This is a genomic window from Paenibacillus sp. IITD108, assembly GCF_036541265.1.
In the GTDB taxonomy this organism is placed as follows: domain Bacteria; phylum Bacillota; class Bacilli; order Paenibacillales; family Paenibacillaceae; genus Pristimantibacillus.
Window position 1 is genome coordinate 1 of record NZ_JAZHCT010000001.1, and the last position, 22,477, is coordinate 22,477.

Genomic DNA, 22,477 nt, shown 5'->3' on the forward strand with positions numbered 1-22,477 from the left:
CAGAATCGGGAGCGCCACCTCAAAACGTCCAATTGTATATGAAATTTCATACACATTATGCTAAAATGCCGCAAAAAACACAAATGTATATGAAAAATCATACAGAAATGGTCGGTGCCACCTTAAAACGGCCAAGTGTATTCGAAATTTCGTATAAAGGCAGGCACTTAGTTAAAAAAGGGGCACGTAGTCATGTAGCTCTGTCCACTATCCAAACACACCTGTCTCGCCAATACTTCGTAACAAAACAATAAATTGCACACAGAAACAAACCAGCAGCGTCAACGATCTCGACGCTGCTGGTTTTGTTTAATACGCTCTTCCATTCCTTGCTCCGTTGCAAAATAAATCTTCTTGCCAAGAAGCGGATCCGGCATGTATTGCTGCTTCACATAGTGATTCGGATAGTCATGCGGATACTTATACCCTTCATGCCCAAGCTTCTGTGCTCCGCTGTAATGAGTATCCCTCAAATGCAGCGGCACATCGGCCGAAGGATTCCATTCGATAGCCTGCATCGTATTGCCGATCGCAACCGCTACCGCGTTAGACTTTGGGCTCTCCACTGCAAATAATATCGCCTGTGCAATATTGTACTTTGCCTCTGGCCAGCCGATTTTGTGATAGGCATCCATCGCTGTAACAGCCTGTACCATCGCCTGCGGATTGGCAAGCCCTATATCCTCGCTGCATGCGACGATTAGTCTTCTAATAAATGTCATGGGGTCCATGCCCAGCTTCTCTACCGCGTACAGAAACCAGTAAAGCGCAGCATCGCTGGAGCCGCGCACACTTTTGTGAAAAGCAGACAACACATCATATTGCGCGGACATATCTGCTCTTACGGTAGGCTTCCGCACGGATTCCTGGGCAACCTCTATCGTAATCCGCACCGAGCCATCTTGCTCTGACGGAGTTGTGACAGCTGCCAGTTCAAGCGCATTAAGCGCTCTGCGTATATCGCCCCCTGCCATTGCGGCGATATGCTCCAGAGCATCCTCCTCAACATGCAGCGTCATAAAGCCTAAACCGCGCTCCTTGTCCGCCAGCGCTCGCTTCATAGCGATCTTGGCATGCTCCTTGCCAAGCGGCTCTAGCTGAAACAGTGTCGATCTGGACAGCAATGCGCCATTCACATGATGAAACGGATTTTCTGTCGTAGCTCCGATAAAAATAATAATTCCTTGTTCGATTGCCGGCAGCAGCGCATCCTGCCTCGATGTATTGAAGCGATGCACCTCATCCAAAAACAAAATTGTTTTTTTGCCATACAAAGTTTTATTTGTAGCCGCCCGCTCAATTACTTCACGCACATCCTTTACGCTTGCATCAACGGCATTAAGCTTCACGAACTCGCCAGAGGTGCGCAGCGAAATAATATGAGCCAGCGTCGTTTTGCCGCAGCCGGGCGGACCATACAAAAGGATAGATGACAGCTGATCGGCTTCAATCGCTCGGCGAAGCAGCTTTCCTTCACCAACAATATGCTCCTGCCCGATATATTCATCCAAGGAAACTGGACGCATGCGATCAGCTAGCAAGCGAGCGCGCGGCGCTTCTTCCTCTTGAATCGAAAATAAATCCATAATTCCCACAACCCTTACAGTCTATTATGAAAATGATAGCATACAAGCACATGCGTTCGCCAGTTTATTCAAACTGCCGTCTTTTAAATCCCTGTGATGCCTATCCCTTCATACAGCACTTTTAAAATTAAAAGCGCGAGCTCAAGGCACTGATGGCCAATAAACTCGCACTTTGCATAACATCATAAAATTTGCTGTAAGAGGTGAAGGTTGCTAATCCTCAGCGCATTTATAGCTATTCTCTCTTTGCAACTATTCACCCTTTGCAGCTATTAAATCCTTAATGACAACACTCACCATAATAAGCCCGGCAACCGGCGGAACAAACGCATTGCTTGCAGGCGGCTGCTGCGCCTTCCGGATTTCAGGCGCATTTTCTGGCACGATCCGCTGGGTAACATCCTCGCGCGGCTTCATCGGCTCTTCATCTGAAAATACGACTTTTACGCCTTTTTTAATACCGTCCTTGCGAAGCTTGTTTCTTACGACTCGCGCAATCGGATCCGTATGAGTCTTGGATATATCGGCGACCTTAAAACGCGTAGGATCCATCTTATTAGCCGCGCCCATACTGGAAATAATCGGTATATTCCTAGTTAAGCATTCTTTAATAACATGCACTTTGTAAATAATTGTATCCGAAGCATCAACTATATAATCGAGCTTATGCTCGAACAATTGCTCGTAGGTTTCCTCCGTATAGAACATACGCAAGCAAACGACATCGCATTCCGGGTTGATTAATTTAATACGCTCCTGCATCAAGTCAGCCTTATGCTGCCCAACCGTTGTAGTCAAGGCGTGAATTTGCCGATTAATATTCGTAATATCGACAACGTCCTTGTCAATTAGAATAATACGTCCTACTCCGGTGCGGGCAAGCGCTTCGGCTGCAATCGAGCCGACGCCCCCAACGCCGAGAACAGCAACCGTGCTGCCTTTTAGCCGCTCCAGTCCTTCCGGACCAATAGCCAGCTCTGTACGTGAAAATTGGTGCAGCATATTTTTGCCGCCTCCTTCATGCATTTATACGAATTACTGCTCAACAGCAGCAACCGGCTTAGGTTTAATGACGGTACGAATATGAAGCTGCTCCAGTTGGGATAGCTCAACCTCAGAAGGAGCATCGCACAGCAAGTCTGTCGCGCTCGCTGTCTTAGGGAAAGCAATCGTTTCGCGCAGGTTTGAACGGCCAGCAAGAAGCATAACCAGACGGTCAAAGCCGAATGCAATACCGCCATGAGGAGGTGTTCCGAATTCAAATGCATCAAGCAAGAAACCGAACTTCTCTTGTGCTTCTTCGTTAGAGAAGCCAAGCGCATTGAACATGCTTTCTTGAACATCACGCTTGAAAATACGCATAGAACCGCCGCCAACCTCATAACCGTTAAGCACCAAATCATACGCTTGTGCGCGAATAGCGCCTGGATCTGTTTCGAACAGATGCAAATCCTCATCCTTCGGTCTAGTGAACGGATGATGCTCAGCCACATAACGCTTCGCTTCTTCGTCCCAACCGAGCAGCGGGAAGTCTACTACCCAAGCAAACTTGAACTTGGACTCGTCGATCAAACCTAGATCACGCCCAAGCTTTAGGCGCAGATTGCCAAGCACATCAGCAACAACCTTTGGTTTATCAGCAGAGAAAGTCAGCAAGTCGCCTTCTTCAACCTGCAGACGCTCTGTCAAAGCTGCGATTTCCTCCGGCTTGAGGAATTTCACGATCGGACCGCGCCACTCACCGTCTTTCACTGTAATCCATGCCAAGCCCTTGCCGCCATAGCGCGCTGCGAACGGCTGCAAATCATCAAGTTCTTTACGGCTCCAGCTCGCACAGCCTTTAGCATTCAACGCTTTTACAACGCCGCCGCCAGCTGCAACGCTTGCGAATACTTTTACGTCACTGCCTGCTACGATATCTGTAATATCTTCGATTTCCAAACCGAAGCGAAGGTCAGGCTTATCAGAGCCATACTTGTTCATGGCATCTGCATACGTTATTCGCTGGAACGGAAGCTCAAGCTCAACCTGCACAGTTTCACGAAGCAGCTTTGCCATAAGTTGTTCCATCATGCCAAGCAGCTGATCCTGTGACAGGAAGGAAGTCTCGATATCGACCTGCGTAAATTCAGGCTGGCGGTCTGCGCGCAAATCCTCATCGCGGAAGCAGCGAGCGATTTGATAATACCGCTCAATACCGCTGACCATCAGCAATTGCTTGAATATTTGCGGTGATTGCGGCAATGCGAAAAACTCGCCTTCGTGCACACGGCTTGGTACAAGGTAATCACGAGCGCCTTCTGGCGTGCTCTTAGTCAAAATCGGCGTTTCGATATCCATAAACCCTTCAGCATCTAAAAAGTCGCGGAATATTTTTGCTGATTTAGAACGAAGCATTAATGTTTTTTGCATTTCCGGGCGGCGAAGGTCCAAATAGCGGTATTTCAAACGAATGGACTCGTCAACTTCAACGCCATCTTCGATTGGGAATGGAGGTGTTTTAGCTGCATTCATCACTTCGATTTCAGTTACACGAATTTCAATTTCGCCTGTTTTCAGGTTTGGATTGAATGTTTCTGGATCACGCTCAACTACTGTTCCTTGCACAGCAAGCACGTATTCATTGCGTGCGCGGTCCGCAATAGCCAAAGCATCGCCGGAAAAATCCGGGTTGAATACAATTTGCACGATTCCGGAACGGTCTCTAAGATCGATAAACAGTACTCCGCCCAAGTCGCGGCGGCGCTGCACCCAGCCATTTAGTGTAACCGTCTGGCCAACATGCTCCTTCGTTAAAGTTCCACAGTTATGAGTTTTTAGCATCATTTGAATGCCCTTCTTTCCAATAATTTTGTTTATACTTAAGCCTGCCTTTTAGAGCAGGAAGTGTTTGAGTTAACGTTTTGCGCCATTTTGTACTGCAGCGGACAACTCTGAAAGCGGAATAACGACTTGTGAGCCTTCTGCCATATCTTTAAGCGCAATTTCACCCCGCTCCAGCTCATCCTCACCAAGGATAGCGGTATAACGGGCTTGCAGGCGATCTGCGGACTTCATCTGCGCCTTCATTTTGCGCCCTTGATAATCTCGTTCAGCACGGATGCCGTTGCTTCTAAGCTCATAAACAATTTGTGCCGATTTCATGACTGCTGCATCGCCAAGCGCCACTACATAGACGTCAAGTCCTGTTTGCAGAGGAAGCTCAACCTGCTGATGGTCAAGAATTAAAAGGGTGCGCTCGAGCCCAATGCCGAAGCCAACTCCTGGCTGATCTGGCCCGCCTATGCTTTGCACAAGACCATTGAATCTGCCGCCGCCGCCGATTGTGTCAATAGCGCCAATACCTGCTGCTTTAAATTCAAAGGCAGTGTGCGTGTAATAATCAAGCCCGCGAACTAGACGATGGTCAATCGTAAATGGGATATCCATCGCCGTTAAATGCTGCTGCACCTGATTAAAATGCGTACTGCACTCCTCATCCAAACTATCGAGAATGGACGGAGCTTCTGTAAATTTGTCCTGGTCTACCTTGCAGTCCAGCACGCGCAGCGGATTGCGCTCCATTCGATCCTTGCAGTCCTTGCAAAGCTGGTCTTTCATCGGCCGCAAAAAGGCTAGCAGCTTCTCGCGGAATGCAGCTCTGACTTCTGGAGTTCCGACAGAATTGATATCAACTCGAACATCCTTGAGGCCAAGCTCAGTGTAGAAGGAATAGCCCAGCGCAATAACTTCGGCATCCAACGCCGGATCAACTGAACCAAACGCCTCTACACCAAACTGATGCAGCTGGCGGTAACGCCCGGCCTGCGGCCGTTCATATCTGAACATTGGCCCAATGTAGTAAAGCTTTGTCACATCCGGCTCGCCGTACAGCTTATTTTCAACATAAGACCGAACGACCCCCGCCGTTCCCTCCGGACGAAGCGTTATACTGCGATCGCCGCGATCGGTGAAGGTATACATTTCTTTCTCAACAATATCAGTCGTTTCGCCCACGCCGCGTTGAAAGAGCTCAGTCGCTTCGAAAATCGGCGTTCTGATTTCGCTGAAATTGTAACGTCTGCCAAGCTCTCTTGCCTTCTGCTCGACATACTGCCATTTCTCGACCACTCCAGGCAATATATCCTGTGTGCCTGGCGACTTTTGAAATAACATAGCTTTCATCCCTCCATACTTTTAAAATGGCTGTTCATTCTATTAGCGAGCTTACGTCCTAAAAACAAAAAAACTCTCGCTCCAACGGCAAAGCCGAAGGGACGAGAGTATATTGTTCTCGTGGTACCACCCACATTCCGAATAAAAGCTGCAAAAAGCTAAAATTCGCTTATAACGGTTAACGTCCGTAAGCCGCATATCAGCTAATGTGTCTGCTGCCGCATGCATGTCATGCAATCGGTAAAACAGCGGTTCACTGATTGTTCTCCGGGAGGTTCTTTCCCCTTGCCGTAATAAGGATGCTTGCAGCCTATTGGCATCCCTCTCTGTGTACTCGTACAAGAATACTTTGTCCCATCATCGAATTGTTCACTATTCTAAAAGCTAATTGTACTTGTCGAAGCGTGAAATGTCAATATATTGGCATAGCAGCCTATACCTTCAGCTTCATCAAATCATAGCCTAGCTTTATTTTTTGCTTTTGTTCCTCCGGCAATGCAGCTAACACTGACGCATAAGGCTCTTCATCGGTTAAATGTACAAGTGCTACTTGCGCTATTTTCTCAAGCTCGTAGAACTGTGCAAGCTCCTTAAGGCCAGTATGAGTAGGTCCCGGATTCATTGCGCTCGTAGCCTCATGTATGAGCAAATCAATTTTGATTTCTTGATTGATTCGTTCATTTAGAGCTGTATCAGCTGAATAAATAATGACTTTATCCTGATACTGTGCTCTAAGCCCTACAGTAGGAACGCCATGCTTACTTGGAAATACTCGAATCGTTACATCATTGCCCTTAATTTGCTCCGTCTCTTCCTTCCAATTGAATGTCTGAATGTGAATTGGGAACAAAATAGGCCATTCCTTAGCTTCCATCCATTCCAGCCAGCTTCTTAGCCGCGGCTCATTTTCAGCGGCGCAATGTATGTTCAGCGGCTTCGTACGCTTCGCCAGCCACATGCCCCATAAAAGGGATGGCAATCCGTAAATATGATCCGTGTGAAAATGTGTGAATAACACATCTCTAATATCATGTAAAGAAATTTCCAGCTTTTTCAGCTTTTGCAGAGAGCTTCCCCCTACATCAACCATAACCCATTCTTGCTGATCCTGCAGAAGCAAATAGGTATTTTCTCTATCAGCGCCACCAGCAGCGCTTGCCGTTCCAAGCAAATAAATATCCATACGGCCTCCATACTTTTTTCTATAAGTGCTTACGTGAACGGCCACAATTTTGAAATTGTCCATCATAACCTTAATGCGGCCATTCTTTACTTGGTATCCAGCAGATTGTGGCAACTTTACAAATTAGCTTCTTTATTTTTTGACAGTTGCTCAGTATTCGCTTGCTTATTCCGTTCTAACGTTCGAACATCAAATTCCGATTCCATACCGATAACATCTTTATTGGCAACAATAAGCTCCATTACAATTGAGAAAAACTTCGGTTTTTTCGTTTTCAGCTGAAAACGAACTTCCATGGTCGGCATCTTCACTCCGTCTTCCATCATCCGGCTGTCTGACTTCATAACCATATTGCTTATTTGAATATCATAACGAGCAAATAAACTAGTAATATTGGCAAGTGCTCCGGGCCGATCAATTAAATGGATCATAACTTCGCGCTTGCGCCAATGACGCATCATCGCATTTTCAACCTTGTTAAGAACAAACAAAATAATGACTACAAGTACCGTCGCAAGAAAAGCAAGATACATAAATCCGGCACCGATACACAGACCAATTGCAGCAACAACCCATATTGATGCAGCGGTCGTAAGTCCCGAGATCATTGATCCATTGCGCATAATCGCTCCCGCCCCAAGGAAGCCGATACCGGTAATAACTTGTGCTGCAAGACGCGCAGGGTCAACCCTGACATTGATCTCGTCCACAAATTGCGAAAACCCGTAAATCGATAAAAGCATAATACAGGTTGAACCAATGCAAACGAGTATATGTGTCCTAAAGCCCGCTGCATGATTGCTAAGCTCACGCTCCAATCCGATGAATCCGCCGCACAAAGCAGATATGAGCAGCCTTATCGTCAGCTCATATTCTGATATCGTCCAAATATTTTCCAATTAAGCTCCCCCTTTCCTCTTTAATACAAAAAACCCATCCATATGCCAAGCCCTCGTCTACTTAGGACTTGGATACAGAATAGGTTTCACTGCGTTTAACCCAACCCTGAATAAAGTAAATTATACTCATCGATTGATTTTCGGTCAATATACGGCAGAAGCCGCTTTCCACATATCATGATTCTTCTTATAAGCATAAAATTATATCGTTAACTAAAGTATATGCCATCTGGTTTATTTTAAAACGAAGCGAGCTGTGTTCATAATGAGACTCATACAAGCTGTTTCCTGCTGAAAACAGAAAAAAACCTACAGCAATGTGCAGGTCCATATACAATATATAATTAAAAAGGGGGTCTATTAGTAGTATAGACCTCGGATGTTAAAGAAGCATTAACGATATATTACAGCTGTATTACAATTTAGAAAGCGTTTCAAGCCTGCCCTATCGCTTGAATTTAATCGATGGATGCACAGGCTTTGCGGCGAACTCCTCAGCTGACTCCACAGCAACCATCTGCTCCGCCCGCATTAGTTTCAGCGCCTCCTCGCGACTAGCCATCTGCAAACTTTTCATCGTATGGGTCATTTGCCCTTCCTTGCGGGATTGGCGCATTATCGTATTCCTCCAAAATTAAATATGGCGACTACGCAGCTGCCTAAGTATATTGTATCCCGCTTCAGGCTTCTTTAAGCACGGCTTTCGACAATCAAAGTAACCGGTCCCCAATTGACCAGCTCAACATCCATCATAGCGCCAAATTTGCCCGTTTCGACCTGCAAGCCAAGCTGTCTCAAGCGATCATTGAAAAATTGATACAAATGCTCTGCAGCCTCCGGTCTGGCCGCCTGTGTAAAGCTGGGTCTTCTTCCTTTGCGGCAATCACCATACAAAGTAAACTGTGAAACTGACAAAATTTGACCGCCTATATCTGTAACGGAATGATTCATCTTCTCGCTCTCATCTTCAAAAATGCGAAGTCCTGCTATTTTTTCAGCAAGCCATATGGCATCTGCTTCTGTATCATCATGCTGCACACCAACGAGCAGCGTAAGTCCTGCCTCGATTTGTCCAACGATTTCTCCATCGACTGTCACCTTTGCCCGCTTGCTGCGCTGCACTACAACCTTCATCCTTGTCACTCCTTACAAAGTCAAAGAAGCATACATATCTGCTTCCTTTAAAGCTTCTTATGTTTATTACGAAATAAAAGCCAAAGGAAGCTCCCGAATACAGCTTGTACTCCCCTTGGCATCTATGTTATTGCATAATTCTTTGCACAGAATATATATCCTGTACTCTTTTTATTTTTTCCACGACTGCGGATAAATGATCGACGTTTCTAATGAGAACAGTCATATGAATAAGCGCCATTTTATTTTTTACTGTCCGCCCCGTAACTGCAGATATATTCGTTTTACTTTCGGATACAGCTTGCAGCACTTCGTTAAGCAATCCGCGGCGGTCATGACCGGTAATTTCAATGTCTACGCTATAATTAGCTTCTACTGAATCCTCCCATTCAACCTCAATCACGCGGTCCGCTTCCTCGTCCTCGCTGCCGAACGGGATGTTTTGGCAATCCATACGATGTACGGAAACACCCCTGCCTCTTGTAATATACCCGATAATCAGATCACCCGGCACAGGATTGCAGCAGCGTGCAAAACGAACGAGTAAATTGTCGACGCCTTTCACAGTGACGCCGTGCGTCGGCCTGTTTTTGCGCGATGAACCGGGAGCCTTGAGCTCCTTCACTTCACTGCTAAGCTCGATTTGACTGGCTTCTTCTGCCTCTTTGCGCAGCTTTTCGGTCAGCCTTGTACAAATTTGGGCGGCCGTAATACCGCCAAAGCCGATTGCCGACATCATATCTTCCAGATCATTAAATGCAAATTTGGCCGCTGCCTCGAGCAGCTTATCCTCCTGCATCCATGCTGTAGGGTCCAAACCAAGACGCTTAATTTCACGCTCAAGCAGCTCGCGTCCTTTTGCAACATTCTCTTCCCGCTTTTCCTTCTTGAACCATTGTCTAATCTTGCTGCGGGCATGCGAGGATTGAGCGATTTTGACCCAGTCCTGACTCGGGCCATAAGAATGCTTGGACGTTAATATTTCAACAATATCCCCTGTTTTAAGCTTATGGTCAAGCGGAACAATCCGGCCGTTAACCTTAGCGCCGATCGTTCTATTGCCGACTTCAGTATGAATGCGATAGGCAAAGTCAAGCGGTACCGATCCGGCTGGCAGTTCAATCACTTCTCCGCTTGGCGTAAATACGAAAACAAGATCCGAGAAGAAATCCATTTTGAGGGATTCCATAAATTCAGAAGCATCGCGCGCTTCATGCTGCAGCTCGATAATTTCTCTGAACCAGGACATTTTGTCCTCAAAGGTGCCGTCAGGCACAAGCATGCCTTCCTTGTATGCCCAATGCGCCGCGATACCGTACTCACTTGTCCGGTGCATTTCCCATGTGCGGATTTGCACTTCGGTGGGCTCGCCATTAGGACCAATTACCGTCGTATGGAGCGACTGATACATATTGGCCTTGGGCATAGCAATATAATCCTTGAATCTGCCTGGCATAGGCTTCCACAACGTATGGATAATGCCAAGTGTAGCATAGCAGTCTTTAATATTATCAACGATTATGCGGATAGCCATTAAATCATAAATTTCATTGAACTGCTTGTTGCGGGTCGTCATTTTTTTGTAAATGCTGTACAGATGCTTCGGTCTTCCGGAAATATCGCTTTCTATCCCCATCTCTGCCAGCTTTTCTTTGATGCGGCTAATAATATCCTCAATAAAGGACTCGCGGTCTGCCCGCTTCTTTTTCATCAGATTGGCTATACGATAGTACTGCTGCGGATTCAAATAGCGCAGGGCTATATCTTCCATTTCCCACTTGATTGCAGAAATACCAAGGCGATGAGCAATCGGGCAAAAAATTTCTAGTGTTTCATAGGCTATTCTTCTTTGCGCTTCTTCTGATTGGAATTTAAGCGTGCGCATATTGTGAAGCCGATCGGCCAATTTAATCAAAATAACGCGAATGTCCTGTGCCATCGCTACAAACATTTTGCGATAGTTTTCATTTTGCTGCTCTTCCTTGGACAGGAAACGAATTTTCTCCAGCTTCGTTACACCATCAACCAGCATCGCACAGGTATCACCGAATTTAGAGCGCACCGTCTGCAAATCAACTGTTGTATCTTCAACAACATCATGAAGCAAAGCAGCAATAATAGACAGCACATCCATTCCCATATCTACAAGGATATCAGCTACTGTTACAGGATGTACAATATAAGGCTCGCCTGATTTGCGAATTTGTCCATGATGAGCCTGTTCAGCGAAATTATAAGCTTCCCTGATGCGAGCAATATCCTGCTCTTTCATATAAGCGGAAGCTTTCTCTAGTAATTGCTCTATGCCCATGAAATGTCCCTTTCTGAAAAATATGCTTGCGGACTTCCATCCTTGCATTTTCCGAGTTTTATAATATTATGCCTGTAAATAATGCTAGCCGTCAACTTTCTTTCATAAAAATTTTCATACAAAACTGATTGATGCGACTCATTTTGTAGATATGAAGAAAATCTTATACTTTCTATTATTTTAAAAAGAAACGCCTGACGGCGTTTTTTGACTACAACTTTAAAACGATTTTGTTTTAAAATAAACCGCTTTTTCCTATTGTATCACTAATGCGATAGGAAAAAGCGGCCTTCCATTAATTAGCGTATGAACTCATTATGAATAAGTGATCAAAGAGAAAACATCAATGCCATCCAGCTTTTCACGGCCAGTCAAGTAGCCAAGCTCGATAAGAAACGCAGCTCCAACCACCTCGCCGCCAAGCTGACGAACAAGATTGATGGACGTAGCTATTGTGCCGCCTGTAGCAAGCAAATCATCTGCAATAAGCACTTTCTGGCCTGGCAATATCGCATCCTTGTGCATCGCCAGCTGATCGGAGCCGTATTCTAAATTGTATCCGGCTGTAATCGTTTCACCCGGCAGCTTGCCGCACTTGCGGATCGGCACAAAGCCTACACCAAGCGCCATTGCCAGGGGCGCGCCTATTACAAAGCCGCGCGCTTCTGGTCCTGCGATCAAATCAATCTGCAAATGTTCAACTGCGGAGCGCATCTGCTCTATTGCAGCACGATAAGCCTCTCCATCCTTAAGCAGCGTAGTAATATCCTTGAAACGAATGCCTGGCTGTGGAAAATCTTGAATAACACGAATGTAGGATTTAAAATCGATTGATGAACTAGACATGCTGTTCAACCCTTTCTTTATATATCAGCTGTTTTACGATTGAGTAGCTCAGTTTCACGCTTGACTCTTTGATACAGGCTTGACGTCGATAAATCTCTGCGAGCTGGCGCTGCGACTGCAGTCAGTCTTCCGCCTTGGCGCTCAATAAACTCCAGCTCTACAAACACGTCAAGCACAAGCTGCGCAGCCTCATGGCTTATGCCGCAGCGCTTGCCAAGACTAGCCGCAGCCCCTGCTTCGTCAATCGCTTGAAGCACACGCAGCTCCTGATAAACTCGTATAAACTGCTCTCGTTCAGGAAATTTCATAAGTGCTTGCGATCCCATATGTATATCGCTAATTTGCAGCTGCGGCGTTCTTCTGCCGTTCCATTCATTGACGGACAGCTCGCCGATTACATCTACTGCATGTCCAGCTTTCAGCAGTGCAGCATGATGGCCAACCCCAAAGCCGATCGCGTCCAGCACCTGCTGACCAGCGCCGAATTGCAGCTTTAAATGCTTCGCGTCCTTGCCTATAGCACGCCGATCCTTTACAACAATGTTGTTGAACATGAGCTTGGGTGAAGGATTGCCGGCGCCGAACGGCTCCAGCATCGCCAGCTGTTCAATAGTGGACAACGACGCCTCCTCCAATGTACATGCCAGATCAATTGCAGATTTAGGGATCCAGTCTTCCTCAGTAAGCCGCTCATACGCAAGCACGGACATCGCTTCTGCGAAAGAAGCCACATGCTCACGGCGCATGCTCATGCCTGCTGCAGCTTGATGTCCGCCATAATGGTCGAGCCATTCCTCACAGCTTGTTAGAGCTGCATGCAGGTCAAAGCCTTCAATCGAACGTGCTGAGCCTTTGCACATGCCGGTCGCTCTGTCTATTCCGAGAATAATAACAGGCTTATAATATTTTTCGAGCAGCTTGGAGGCTACAATTCCAATAACGCCTACATTCCAGCCTTCCCCGGCAAGCACGATAACTCCCGGCTCCTGCTGTGCATTCAGTTGGTCAGAGCTGCCGCGCCTGCAGTCTGCCAGCTTCGCTTGCCACTGTTCTTCAGCCTGCTCTACAATCTCCTCAACGATGGCTTGCCTTTCTTTGTTGAGGGCATCTAGCCGCTCTGCCAGCTCCAAAGCCGCTTCCATACGATTGGAAATAAGCAGCTCTACGGCCTGTCCCGCATGCTCCAATCGTCCCGCTGCATTAAGGCGCGGAGCTAAACCGAAAGCAATATTCGTCGAGGTTAACACATGTATATCCAGGCCGCTCACTTTAGCAAGCGCTTGAATGCCGATTGCGGCGGAATCGTTAATTTGCTTCAGCCCCATTTGCACCATAACACGATTCTCATCTGTAAGTGGCATTAAATCGGCGATCGTGCCAATGCTGACTAGATCTGTCCATTCACGCGGGATAGTTCCAAGCAGCGCACATGCAAGCTTAAAAGCCACGCCTACGCCAGCCAGCCCCTTAAAGGGATAAGGACAATCCTCCTGCTTCGGATTGACCACTGCGCAAGCTGCCGGAATAACAGCTGGCGGTTCGTGATGGTCCGTTATGATGACATCGAGTGATAATTGATTGGCATAATCAATTTCATCTGCTGCACTAATACCTGTATCGACCGTAACCATTAAATCTATTCCATCCTGCACAGCTTGTTCAATTGCTCCCCTGTTAAGGCCATAGCCTTCTTTCTCACGATGGGGAATATAATAATCAAACCGGCAATTTAACGATGCAAACAGACGAATGAGCAGCGAGGTGCTTGTGACCCCGTCTGCGTCATAATCGCCATATATTCGAATTTTTTCATTGTTTTCTATAGCCTTTTTCAGCCTGTTAACCGCTTGCTCCATCCCTTTTAATAAAAAAGGATCATGCAATTGCTCAACAGTACAGCTAAGAAATCTGCTGGCTGACTCTTGCTCTGAATAGCCTCGCTTGACCAATAATCTTGTAACCAGTAAGGATAAGTTCAATTGCTTGGACAACGTAAGCGCAAGTCCTTCCTGCTCGTTGCTCCAATCTGCGACAGACCACCTAGTTCTGCGCTCTATCATCAGGCTTTTCCCCCTTTGCTTCCTTATTGCAGCAACGTTGGTGCCTGCTCATCATTCAACTCATAATTCGTATTATAAGGATAGCCGCCATCATAGGGCTCGACACGCACCGACACTTCAGTTATATGATGAAAGCGATGCATAAGCAGCAGCTTCACACGGCGTCCAATCTCCTGGCCCTGCTGCACCGTTATTTTGGGATTGACATGAATAACAACGTCAGCTACCACATAGTGCCCCTGCTCTTTGGCACGCAGTGATTCTACGCTGATTACTCCGGGAACGCGCTGTACAAATTGCAGCAGCTCGCCTGAATCTTCTTCAATCTCAGCTATTGCATATCGCCGTATCTTACTCTTTGGCATAATCGCTAACATAATTTTTTTCCAAAATGTCACCTTATCTTCACCATCTCTGTTTCTCATTTGCTGTTGCTTCGCTCCAGACATAATTCCCTCCTGCAATAATGTGCTGTTAGGACTTGCCTTGTCCACTATGTATGCCAATACAAAGAAGCGGGCGGCAATGCCGCCCTTAATCGTTCGCATCCATGATAGCGCTGTTCTGACAGCAGCGAGGAGCTAAAATACCTATATTATAATGCAGTCTGAGATTTGACTGGTTTTTTTTCTTTTTGATTCTTTTTAAACACATACCATAACGGGCTCGCCAAGCAAATAGAAGAGTAAGCGCCGCTTACAAGCCCTATTAGAATAGCGAGTGAGAACAGCTTGATGGACTCACTTCCGAATAAGTAAATCGCAAGCGCAACGATAAATACAGTCAATACTGTATAAATATTACGAGCCATCGTTTGCCAAATGCTTCGATTAATAATCAGAGCAAGCTGGTCGGGCTTTTTGGATTTGGAAAAACGCATATTTTCGCGAACGCGGTCAAATATAACAATTTTATCGTTGATCGAATAACCAATTGTTGTAAGGACTGCGGCTATTAAAGGCAGGTCTACCTCTAATCTGAAAATCGAGAACAACGCGACAACGACAAAGCCGTCGTATAAAATCGAAAGATTTGCTGCAAGGGCGATGCGCCATTCAAAGCGAAGCATAACGTATAGCATGATGCCAAGGCTGGCAATTAATATTGCCCAAATCGTTTTAATGCCGAGTTCGCGGGCCATGTCCGGCGATACAATATTTACCTCAGACGATACGTCAGTGCCAAGCTTTTCATTAAATGCGCTGTTAATTGCATTCGTATCAGCTTGAGCCAGCACTTCCTTGAAGCGGATCGTCACACGCTCATCATTCGTTCCGCCTACAGTAGCGATATAGTCGAAGTTAAATTTACTCATGATCTGGTCGACTTCTTCTTTATTGGTTGCCTTTTGCGTAGCAATGTCCATATTCGTCCCTGCGCTGAAATCAACACCGAAGTTAAGCTTTACAATAAATAAAGATGCGATGCCGACAACAACTAGAATAAGGGAGAACAGAAAAAACTTGTTTCGATTTTTAATAAAATCGTAGTAGATTTTTTCACTAAAGTTCACGGATTTCTGACTCCTTTACTCCAAAGTAGGTTGGCTTCTTAAATACGTTGCTGCGAATAATAAGTGTAATTAAGAAACGCGAGAAAATAATATTGGTCAAAATACTTACTACGATGCTGAAAATCATCGTCAAAGCAAAACCGCGGATGGCGCCATTGCCGATATAGTAAAGTACAATATTTGCAATGATAGACGTAATGTTCGCATCCATAATCGTTCTAAGCGAAGTTTTCGAGCCGGCCTTCAGAGCAGACAGCAAGCTTTTCCCACTGCGAATTTCTTCTCTGATCCGCTCGTAAGTAATAATATTGGCGTCGACCGCCATCCCGATCCCGAGCACGAAAGCCGCTATCCCCGGCAAAGTTAACGTGACATTTAATAAATTAAATACTAGAATTAGCAGCCATGTATAAGAAATGACAGAAATAGCAGCTACTACACCAGGAATGCGGAATATTACAATTAAAAATACGAGCACGATAATACTTCCGATAACACCTGCTTCAACAGTGCTTGTAAGCGAGGCTTGTCCCAATGTTGCGCCCACGCTTTGCGTATACTTTTCGTTAAGCTTAAGCGGCAGGGCTCCGAGATTAATTAAATCAGCAAGATCCTTTGCTTCTTTCGTAGTATAGTTGCCTTGAATTTGAGCAGAGCCGCCCGGTATCGCAAAATTTACGCTTGGACGTGACAACTCCTCTTCATCCAGATAAATGGCTAAGTAATTATTTGGTTGCGCTTGCTTGGAAAGTCTGCCTGTAATTTCCTCAAACTTGGCAGCATCAACCAGCTCGATTGTAACAACTGGATTGTTCATGTTATCTCTGCCAACGCCAGCACCGTCCTGCTTAAAGTCAGTGCCCTCCAGCTCGATTTTGCCGTCTGGACCGCGGAAGGTTAGTCGAATCGGCTTAGCAAGCAGCGCGCGGACCTCTTCCTCATTTTCTACTCCAGCAAGCTTCACGCGAATGCGATTCGTTCCTTCTGTCGTAATTTCAGGCTCTTCAACACCTGTGCTGTTAATCCTTTTTTCTAAGTTTTTGGCAGTTTCCTTTAGAAGCGACGGCGTTACCGTACCGCCCTCTTGAAACGTCTCCGCTTCATACAATACTTCGAAGCCGCCCTTCAAATCCAGGCCAAGCCTTACATCCTTCACTAAAGACGGGCTTGTCCAAGCAATTACGCCGAACAAAATAACCACGATCCCAAGGAAGGCAACGAATCTCTTCCCGTGCATACGACTTAATCCCCCTTATGGTCTCAATAGTCCTATTATACAGATGCTTCAAAAATGAGTCAAAAAAAGAAAACATGCCTAGCATAAATGCGGCATGTTTTCTTGCAGCGGCCAAGAAGGAGCATTTTAAAATAAAGTGCCTTTAAAAGCGCTCATCGTCATGAAATTCATAAATTGCGTAATTTTCAACGACAAAATATCATTTACAATCTGATGAAGCGCCGGCCGACCCTTCTTGGCATACGGAGCACTGACGCATTGCCATATTTCTTCTGCAGTTATATTATCGTAGCCGATAAGTCGGAATTCCTCAGCCTTGCTGCTGCACAACTCCTCAATCATTTCATCCAGCTCAGTCTCCGCCATACCGCACCTCCATCATAATAGTACCATAGTTCGTAATTCGCCTTTTGTCTTCTTTTTTCCTGCTTCAACTTAAAATTGTTGCGAAATGTCCGATGGCGTCCTTATTGGACCACGGTTTCTACGTGAACTCCAAGAACAATATATAGCGAAACTTATAAATCTTAGTGCTTAAATGACAGACATGTAAATGTACATGCTGTGCATAAGCATATAGTACAGGCACTCTTAGAAATTTTTGTGCCGCCATTACCGATATTTGAAATGAGGGCGCCCAATGACCAAGCAATCATTCATTAAAGGAGCTATGATTCTGCTTGCAGCAGGAATTATTAACAGGCTGCTTGCATTCGTTCCCCGCATAACGCTGCCGCGAATTATCGGAGCAGAAGGTGTCGGCTTATATCAGCTCAGCTATCCGTTTTTGATCGTTATGCTAACCTTTATTACAGGAGGCATACCGCTTGCTATAGCCAAATGGATAGCAGAAGCGGAATCAAAGGGCGACCATGCCCGCGTAAAGCATATTTTCCGAACCGCTATGCTGCTCAGCATTTCAATTGCCGCTTTCTTAACTGCAGTTATGCTTATTTTTGCGCCAATTATTACAAAGTACGTCTTGCCGGATGCTCGAGTGTATCGGACGTTTTTCATGATGTCGCCAATGCTGCTTATTGTAGGCGTATCAGCTGTTTACCGCGGCTATTTTCAAGGCAAGCAAAATATGATTCCAAGCGCATTGTCCCAAACGATTGAAACGATAATCCGTATCATTTTTTCTTTGCTATTTGCTTATTTACTGCTTCCTCTAGGCTTAGAATGGGCTGCTGCGGGAGCGATGCTGGGCGTTACAATCGGCGAATTGGGCGGATTAGCAGTTTATTTGTGGAAATATTATTCAGAGAAGAAAAAAGAAAAGCTGGCTGCGGCCAGCCAGCCTAATAAAAAAAATGAAATCTCCGAAAAGCCGCCAAAAGTGCTCCGCCGTTTGCTGGGCCTGTCCATTCCCGTTACTGGCAGCAGGCTGGTCGGATCCTTATCCTATTTGTTTGAGTCTATTTTTATCGCCCGCTCTCTGGCAGCCGCCGGAATAGCAACAGGAATCGCTACCGCCCATTACGGAGCGCTGCAGGGAATGATTATACCGCTTATTTTACTGCCAACCGCTCTTACGCAATCGCTTGCTGTATCGCTTGTCCCATCCCTTTCAGAAGCTGCTGCCAAAGGTGAATTCGGCCTGATTCAAAAACGATTGCATCAATCGATGCGTCTTGCGCTAGTTTCAGGCGCACCGTTTATCGTCGTGATGGCATTATTTGCAGAGCCGCTATGCCGTATTTTATACGCTCACGGCGAATATGCGCCAATGCTGCAGCTTATGGCGCCAATCGGAATTTTTATTTATTTGCAGGCTCCTTTGCAGGCTGCGCTGCAGGCGCTTAACCGGCCTGGAACGGCTCTAACGAATACTTTCATAGGCGCAGTTGTCAAGCTTACCTTGATTGTTCAGCTGGCCTCACAGCCATCGCTCGGTATATATGGCGCTCTTATCGCCATTAATGTGAACACCATACTCGTTACGCTTTTACACGGCATCAGCGTGCTGCGCCACATCGGTTTTAAAATGAAGCTGCTTGATTTCGCTAAGGTTGGCGCCGCCATGATAATTATGGGAGCAGCCGCTAAATTTGTAATGAATAAGGAGCTGCTCAGTTTGGAATATTTGAACCTGATTATCGCCTGTATGGCGAGCATCACCGTCTATTTGTTGCTGATGATCTGGATGAAGTTTATCGACCGTTTCGATGTGATACGCATTCCGCTAATCGGGCGTTGGTTTAAATAGCTTATTGTTCACCGTGTTGATATATAGCTCGCCCCGATGGTCTATCGAGCAAAAAAATACATCCTTGAAATCTCTGATCGAATGCTCCTGCATAATATTTTTCAGCCAAAAACGATTTTTGTCCAGCTTATCTAAATTTTCATCCTGTACCTTGCCGTTCATAATTAATGGAATTGGCAATATCTCAAAACGGTAGCCTGCCGGAATAATCGATGGCTTAGTTTCAATGTATTTATGTTCTGCATGCTCGTTTTTGTTTACCTGCTTTATCTCATCCTCAGGATCAGCTCTGTTGTCTTCCTTAGGGATGACCGAAAGCTTACCGCTCGTTTCTAAAATAGCAAAAGCTACATCCTCTACGGATGTAATCTGATTTTCTCTTAATTGCAGCATTAAATCATCCAAATTGTAACGTTGTTTGCGCATCACATCATGATAAATCTGCCCATCGGCAATAATGACGCTCGGTTTGCCGTCAAACCAGATGCGGAGCTTGCGGCTGCGCAGCGATATGATGGCAGTCGTTATTTGAATGATGGCTAATGTAGCCATAGGTACGATTCCTTCCCACAACGACCGATCCAAATCTTCTATTACAATGACAGCAATTTCAGCTACCATGAAGGAAATAACAAGATCAAGCAAGGATAGCTTGCCAATTTCACGTTTTCCCATTAAACGCATGATGAGAAATACGATAATATACGTAATAATTGTGCGCAGAAACAGACTCCACAATTCCATTCCCATCACCTCCAATTTTTTAGCGCATAGGCATGTACAGCTATTCTGACCTGTTGCGTGCAACAACATGCAAAAGAAAGTATACATAAATATGGCAGCATGCTTGGAATGCTGTACTAAAATGAACAGCTTGACCATAAGGTGTATTATTACTGTTCTTAATAGGAGGGTTATAAGGATGAAGGTAATTAAAGGTACAGTGAAAACGCCCAACTTAAAATCGCCGCTTTTGGCAGGAGCCGTTTTTTCCCTTATTTGGCTTGCTGCGGGCGCTCTTATTTTATCCTTGCTGCTTTATTTCACAGATGTTAAAGAAAGCAATATGAATACATACACAATGATTGTACACGGCGCGGCTGCTTTGTTTGGCGGTGCGGCTGCCGGCAAGCGCTCAGAGCAAAAAGGCTGGTATAACGGCGGAATGCTCGGCATTATCTATTTTATTATGATATTGATCATCAGCTTTCTTGCAGCTAATACTTCAATTACATGGCATAGCGGGACGATTCTTTTAACAGCATTGCTTGCCGGGGCATTAGGCGGGATGATTGGCGTAAACTTAAAAAAATAAACAGGGCAAGCTTTTCTCGTTGAATAGGCGCTAGGTGAAAACTTCTGCTTCAAATAACAAGGATAAACGGCTCCGCCGTCCTTTGGTCAGGCGCGTTTACCGATGAAATCACTCAAATGATCTAACGAATCGTGAGAGCGCTATTTCGTCTAAAAAGCGCCTTTTTGAAATCTAACGAAGACATACACTCTTATTTGCTCCCAACTGTACCAAAATGAGTGGAAAGTTCACACATAGCGCAACTGATCTTCGTTATATTTTTAAACGAGCTGATTTTCGCCAAATAGAGCATTAAATCTTCGTTAGATTCAAGTCGTGTCCGTTCCGACCGCTGTTGTAGTCCAATTTTTGGGAATAAGTACCCCTGTAAAATCTTATACTTTTTAGTATTTTTAAAAAGGGGAAGCCTGCCACTCCCCCAAAAACTTATACTTTCTAGTATATCAAGGATAAACGGCTCCGCCGTCCTTTGGACAAAACTTATACTTACTTATATTAAAAAAAGCCGGGCTCATTCACCTTTGGTGATAAGCTCGGCTTTGCATTATTCTGCTGAACCTGGCGCGCTGCTGCTAATTGTATTAATTGCGCTGCGCTCAAACGTCATTTTTGTTGTATCATTGACACGAATTACAACTGTATCATCAGTAAGCTCCACGATTGTGCCGTGCAAGCCGCCGATCGTCGTAATTTTGTCGCCCTTCTTCACTTGATTCAACATCGATGTGCGCTGCTTTTGCTTTTTCTGCTGCGGGCGGATAAGCAAGAAATAAAACACTGCAAACATTAGAACAAATGGCAGCACAAGTCCCCAAATGCTTTGGCCTTGGGCGCCATCAGCTGCTGCTGTAAACCACTCTGACATTGTTTTCCCCCCTCTCAGAATCCTTTTTCATTATCATTAAGTCCGTACGCTTCAAAGAACTGATCACGGAAATCAAGTAACCGATCGTCCATAATCGCTTGGCGAACGTCCCGCATGAGCTGCAATAAGAAATGCAAATTGTGATATGTAGTAAGTCTGATCCCGAACGTTTCATCCGCCTTCAATAAATGGCGGATATATGCGCGGGAGTAGTTCTTGCACGTATAGCAGCTGCAATTCGGGTCAAGTGGCCCAAAATCTTCTGCAAATTTCGCATTGCGTATAACGAGTCGACCGCTGCTTGTCATCGTTGTCCCATTGCGAGCAATGCGTGTCGGCAATACACAGTCAAACATATCAACGCCGCGTATAGCGCCTTCAACAAGCGCATCCGGCGAACCGACACCCATTAAATAGCGCGGTTTGTTGAATGGCAAATGGGGAACCGTATAATCAAGCACCTCATACATAAGATGCTTAGGCTCGCCAACACTTAATCCTCCAATAGCATACCCCGGGAAATCCATGGAAGTCAAATCTTTTGCGCTTTGAATGCGCAAATCTTCGAACATCCCCCCTTGTACGATGCCGAACAACGCTTGATCATGAGGTCTGGCATGTGCTTTTAGGCATCTCTCGGCCCATCGGCTCGTTCTTTCAGTCGATTCCTTCACGTATTTATACTCTGCCGGATAAGGCGGGCATTCATCAAATGCCATCATAATATCCGAACCAAGCGCATTCTGGATTTCCATTGCGACCTCAGGAGAAATAAATAGCTTATCTCCATTTAGGTGGGAACGGAAATGGACGCCCTCTTCAGAAATTTTACGCATTTCACTTAAGCTGAATACTTGGAATCCGCCGCTGTCTGTCAGGATGGGACGATCCCAGTTCATAAATTTGTGGAGCCCGCCGGCTTGTTTTACAATTCCATGGCCCGGCCGCAAAAATAAATGATACGTATTGCTTAAAATAATGTGCGCATCCATAGACTTTAATTCTTCCGGACTCATCGTTTTTACGGTAGCCTGCGTACCTACCGGCATAAAGGTAGGCGTATCGATAATACCGTGCGGCGTATGCACTCTGCCGAGACGGGCGCCGCTTTGCTTGCATTGTTTAATAAATTCGTATTTAACTGCCACTGTTCACGCTTCCTAT

General features: G+C 45.6%; 21 protein-coding genes. 3 read left to right on the top strand and 18 right to left on the bottom strand.

Annotated features, from left to right (window positions below):
- A partial coding sequence (locus V1L65_RS00005; protein WP_331696989.1) for a hypothetical protein occupies positions 1-254 on the top strand: 254 nt, incomplete at its 5' end.
- Positions 255-281: 27 nt separating this feature from the next.
- On the opposite strand, the gene V1L65_RS00010 is transcribed toward V1L65_RS00005, so the two are convergent.
- The 15 genes from V1L65_RS00010 to V1L65_RS00080 form a co-directional block, all read right to left on the bottom strand.
- A complete protein-coding gene (locus tag V1L65_RS00010; RefSeq protein ID WP_331696990.1) occupies positions 282-1,586 on the bottom strand; it encodes a replication-associated recombination protein A in 1,305 nt (434 codons plus the stop codon).
- A gap of 252 nt (positions 1,587-1,838) precedes the next feature.
- Positions 1,839-2,588, bottom strand: coding sequence for a tRNA threonylcarbamoyladenosine dehydratase (locus V1L65_RS00015; protein WP_331697319.1), 750 nt, complete (start codon positions 2,586-2,588; stop codon positions 1,839-1,841).
- Between the two features lie 33 nt (positions 2,589-2,621).
- A complete protein-coding gene (gene aspS / locus V1L65_RS00020) occupies positions 2,622-4,412 on the bottom strand; it encodes an aspartate--tRNA ligase (RefSeq protein WP_331696991.1) in 1,791 nt (596 codons plus the stop codon).
- 69 nt (positions 4,413-4,481) lie between these two features.
- Positions 4,482-5,741 (bottom strand): histidine--tRNA ligase, encoded by a 1,260-nt coding sequence (gene hisS / locus V1L65_RS00025; protein ID WP_331696992.1) that lies wholly within the window; start codon positions 5,739-5,741, stop codon positions 4,482-4,484.
- A 433-nt stretch (positions 5,742-6,174) separates the two neighbouring features.
- Entirely contained in the window at positions 6,175-7,038 is an 864-nt protein-coding gene (locus V1L65_RS00030) for an MBL fold metallo-hydrolase (protein WP_331696993.1), read from the bottom strand.
- Between the two features lie 2 nt (positions 7,039-7,040).
- Entirely contained in the window at positions 7,041-7,823 is a 783-nt protein-coding gene (locus V1L65_RS00035) for an MgtC/SapB family protein (RefSeq protein WP_331696994.1), read from the bottom strand.
- Between the two features lie 445 nt (positions 7,824-8,268).
- Positions 8,269-8,439, bottom strand: coding sequence for a hypothetical protein (locus V1L65_RS00040; protein WP_331696995.1), 171 nt, complete (start codon positions 8,437-8,439; stop codon positions 8,269-8,271).
- A 74-nt stretch (positions 8,440-8,513) separates the two neighbouring features.
- Complete coding sequence (gene dtd / locus V1L65_RS00045) at positions 8,514-8,957, bottom strand: D-aminoacyl-tRNA deacylase (protein WP_331696996.1); 444 nt, start codon at positions 8,955-8,957, stop codon at positions 8,514-8,516.
- A gap of 127 nt (positions 8,958-9,084) precedes the next feature.
- Positions 9,085-11,268, bottom strand: a complete 2,184-nt coding sequence (locus V1L65_RS00050) for a RelA/SpoT family protein (protein WP_331697320.1) — start codon at positions 11,266-11,268, stop codon at positions 9,085-9,087.
- 315 nt (positions 11,269-11,583) lie between these two features.
- A complete protein-coding gene (locus tag V1L65_RS00055; protein WP_331697321.1) occupies positions 11,584-12,099 on the bottom strand; it encodes an adenine phosphoribosyltransferase in 516 nt (171 codons plus the stop codon).
- Between the two features lie 32 nt (positions 12,100-12,131).
- Positions 12,132-14,174, bottom strand: a complete 2,043-nt coding sequence (gene recJ / locus V1L65_RS00060) for a single-stranded-DNA-specific exonuclease RecJ (protein WP_331696997.1) — start codon at positions 14,172-14,174, stop codon at positions 12,132-12,134.
- 23 nt (positions 14,175-14,197) lie between these two features.
- On the bottom strand, positions 14,198-14,722 hold the full coding sequence (locus V1L65_RS00065; protein ID WP_331696998.1) for a cation transporter dimerization domain-containing protein: 525 nt from the start codon (positions 14,720-14,722) through the stop codon (positions 14,198-14,200).
- Positions 14,723-14,769: 47 nt separating this feature from the next.
- Entirely contained in the window at positions 14,770-15,687 is a 918-nt protein-coding gene (secF, locus tag V1L65_RS00070; RefSeq protein ID WP_331696999.1) for a protein translocase subunit SecF, read from the bottom strand.
- Positions 15,677-16,924 (bottom strand): protein translocase subunit SecD, encoded by a 1,248-nt coding sequence (gene secD / locus V1L65_RS00075; RefSeq protein WP_331697000.1) that lies wholly within the window; start codon positions 16,922-16,924, stop codon positions 15,677-15,679. Before secD ends, secF begins: the two co-directional genes overlap by 11 nt.
- 126 nt (positions 16,925-17,050) lie before the next feature.
- Entirely contained in the window at positions 17,051-17,290 is a 240-nt protein-coding gene (locus tag V1L65_RS00080) for a post-transcriptional regulator (protein ID WP_331697001.1), read from the bottom strand.
- Positions 17,291-17,564: 274 nt separating this feature from the next.
- On the opposite strand from V1L65_RS00080, the gene spoVB reads away from it, so the two are divergent.
- Positions 17,565-19,133 carry a stage V sporulation protein B gene (gene spoVB / locus V1L65_RS00085; protein ID WP_331697002.1) on the top strand — a complete coding sequence of 523 codons (1,569 nt, stop codon included), beginning with the start codon at positions 17,565-17,567 and terminating at the stop codon, positions 19,131-19,133.
- Here spoVB and V1L65_RS00090 read toward each other — a convergent pair.
- Entirely contained in the window at positions 19,110-19,877 is a 768-nt protein-coding gene (locus V1L65_RS00090) for a DUF421 domain-containing protein (protein ID WP_331697003.1), read from the bottom strand. The genes spoVB and V1L65_RS00090 overlap by 24 nt on opposite strands.
- Positions 19,878-20,055: 178 nt before the next feature.
- Here V1L65_RS00090 and V1L65_RS00095 point away from each other — a divergent pair, with 178 nt between their 5' ends.
- Positions 20,056-20,448, top strand: a complete 393-nt coding sequence (locus tag V1L65_RS00095) for a TIGR04086 family membrane protein (RefSeq protein WP_331697004.1) — start codon at positions 20,056-20,058, stop codon at positions 20,446-20,448.
- Positions 20,449-20,992: 544 nt separating this feature from the next.
- On the opposite strand, the gene yajC is transcribed toward V1L65_RS00095, so the two are convergent.
- Complete coding sequence (yajC, locus tag V1L65_RS00100) at positions 20,993-21,313, bottom strand: preprotein translocase subunit YajC (protein WP_331697005.1); 321 nt, start codon at positions 21,311-21,313, stop codon at positions 20,993-20,995.
- 14 nt (positions 21,314-21,327) lie between these two features.
- Positions 21,328-22,461, bottom strand: a complete 1,134-nt coding sequence (gene tgt / locus V1L65_RS00105) for a tRNA guanosine(34) transglycosylase Tgt (RefSeq protein WP_331697006.1) — start codon at positions 22,459-22,461, stop codon at positions 21,328-21,330.
- Positions 22,462-22,477 lie beyond the last annotated feature (16 nt).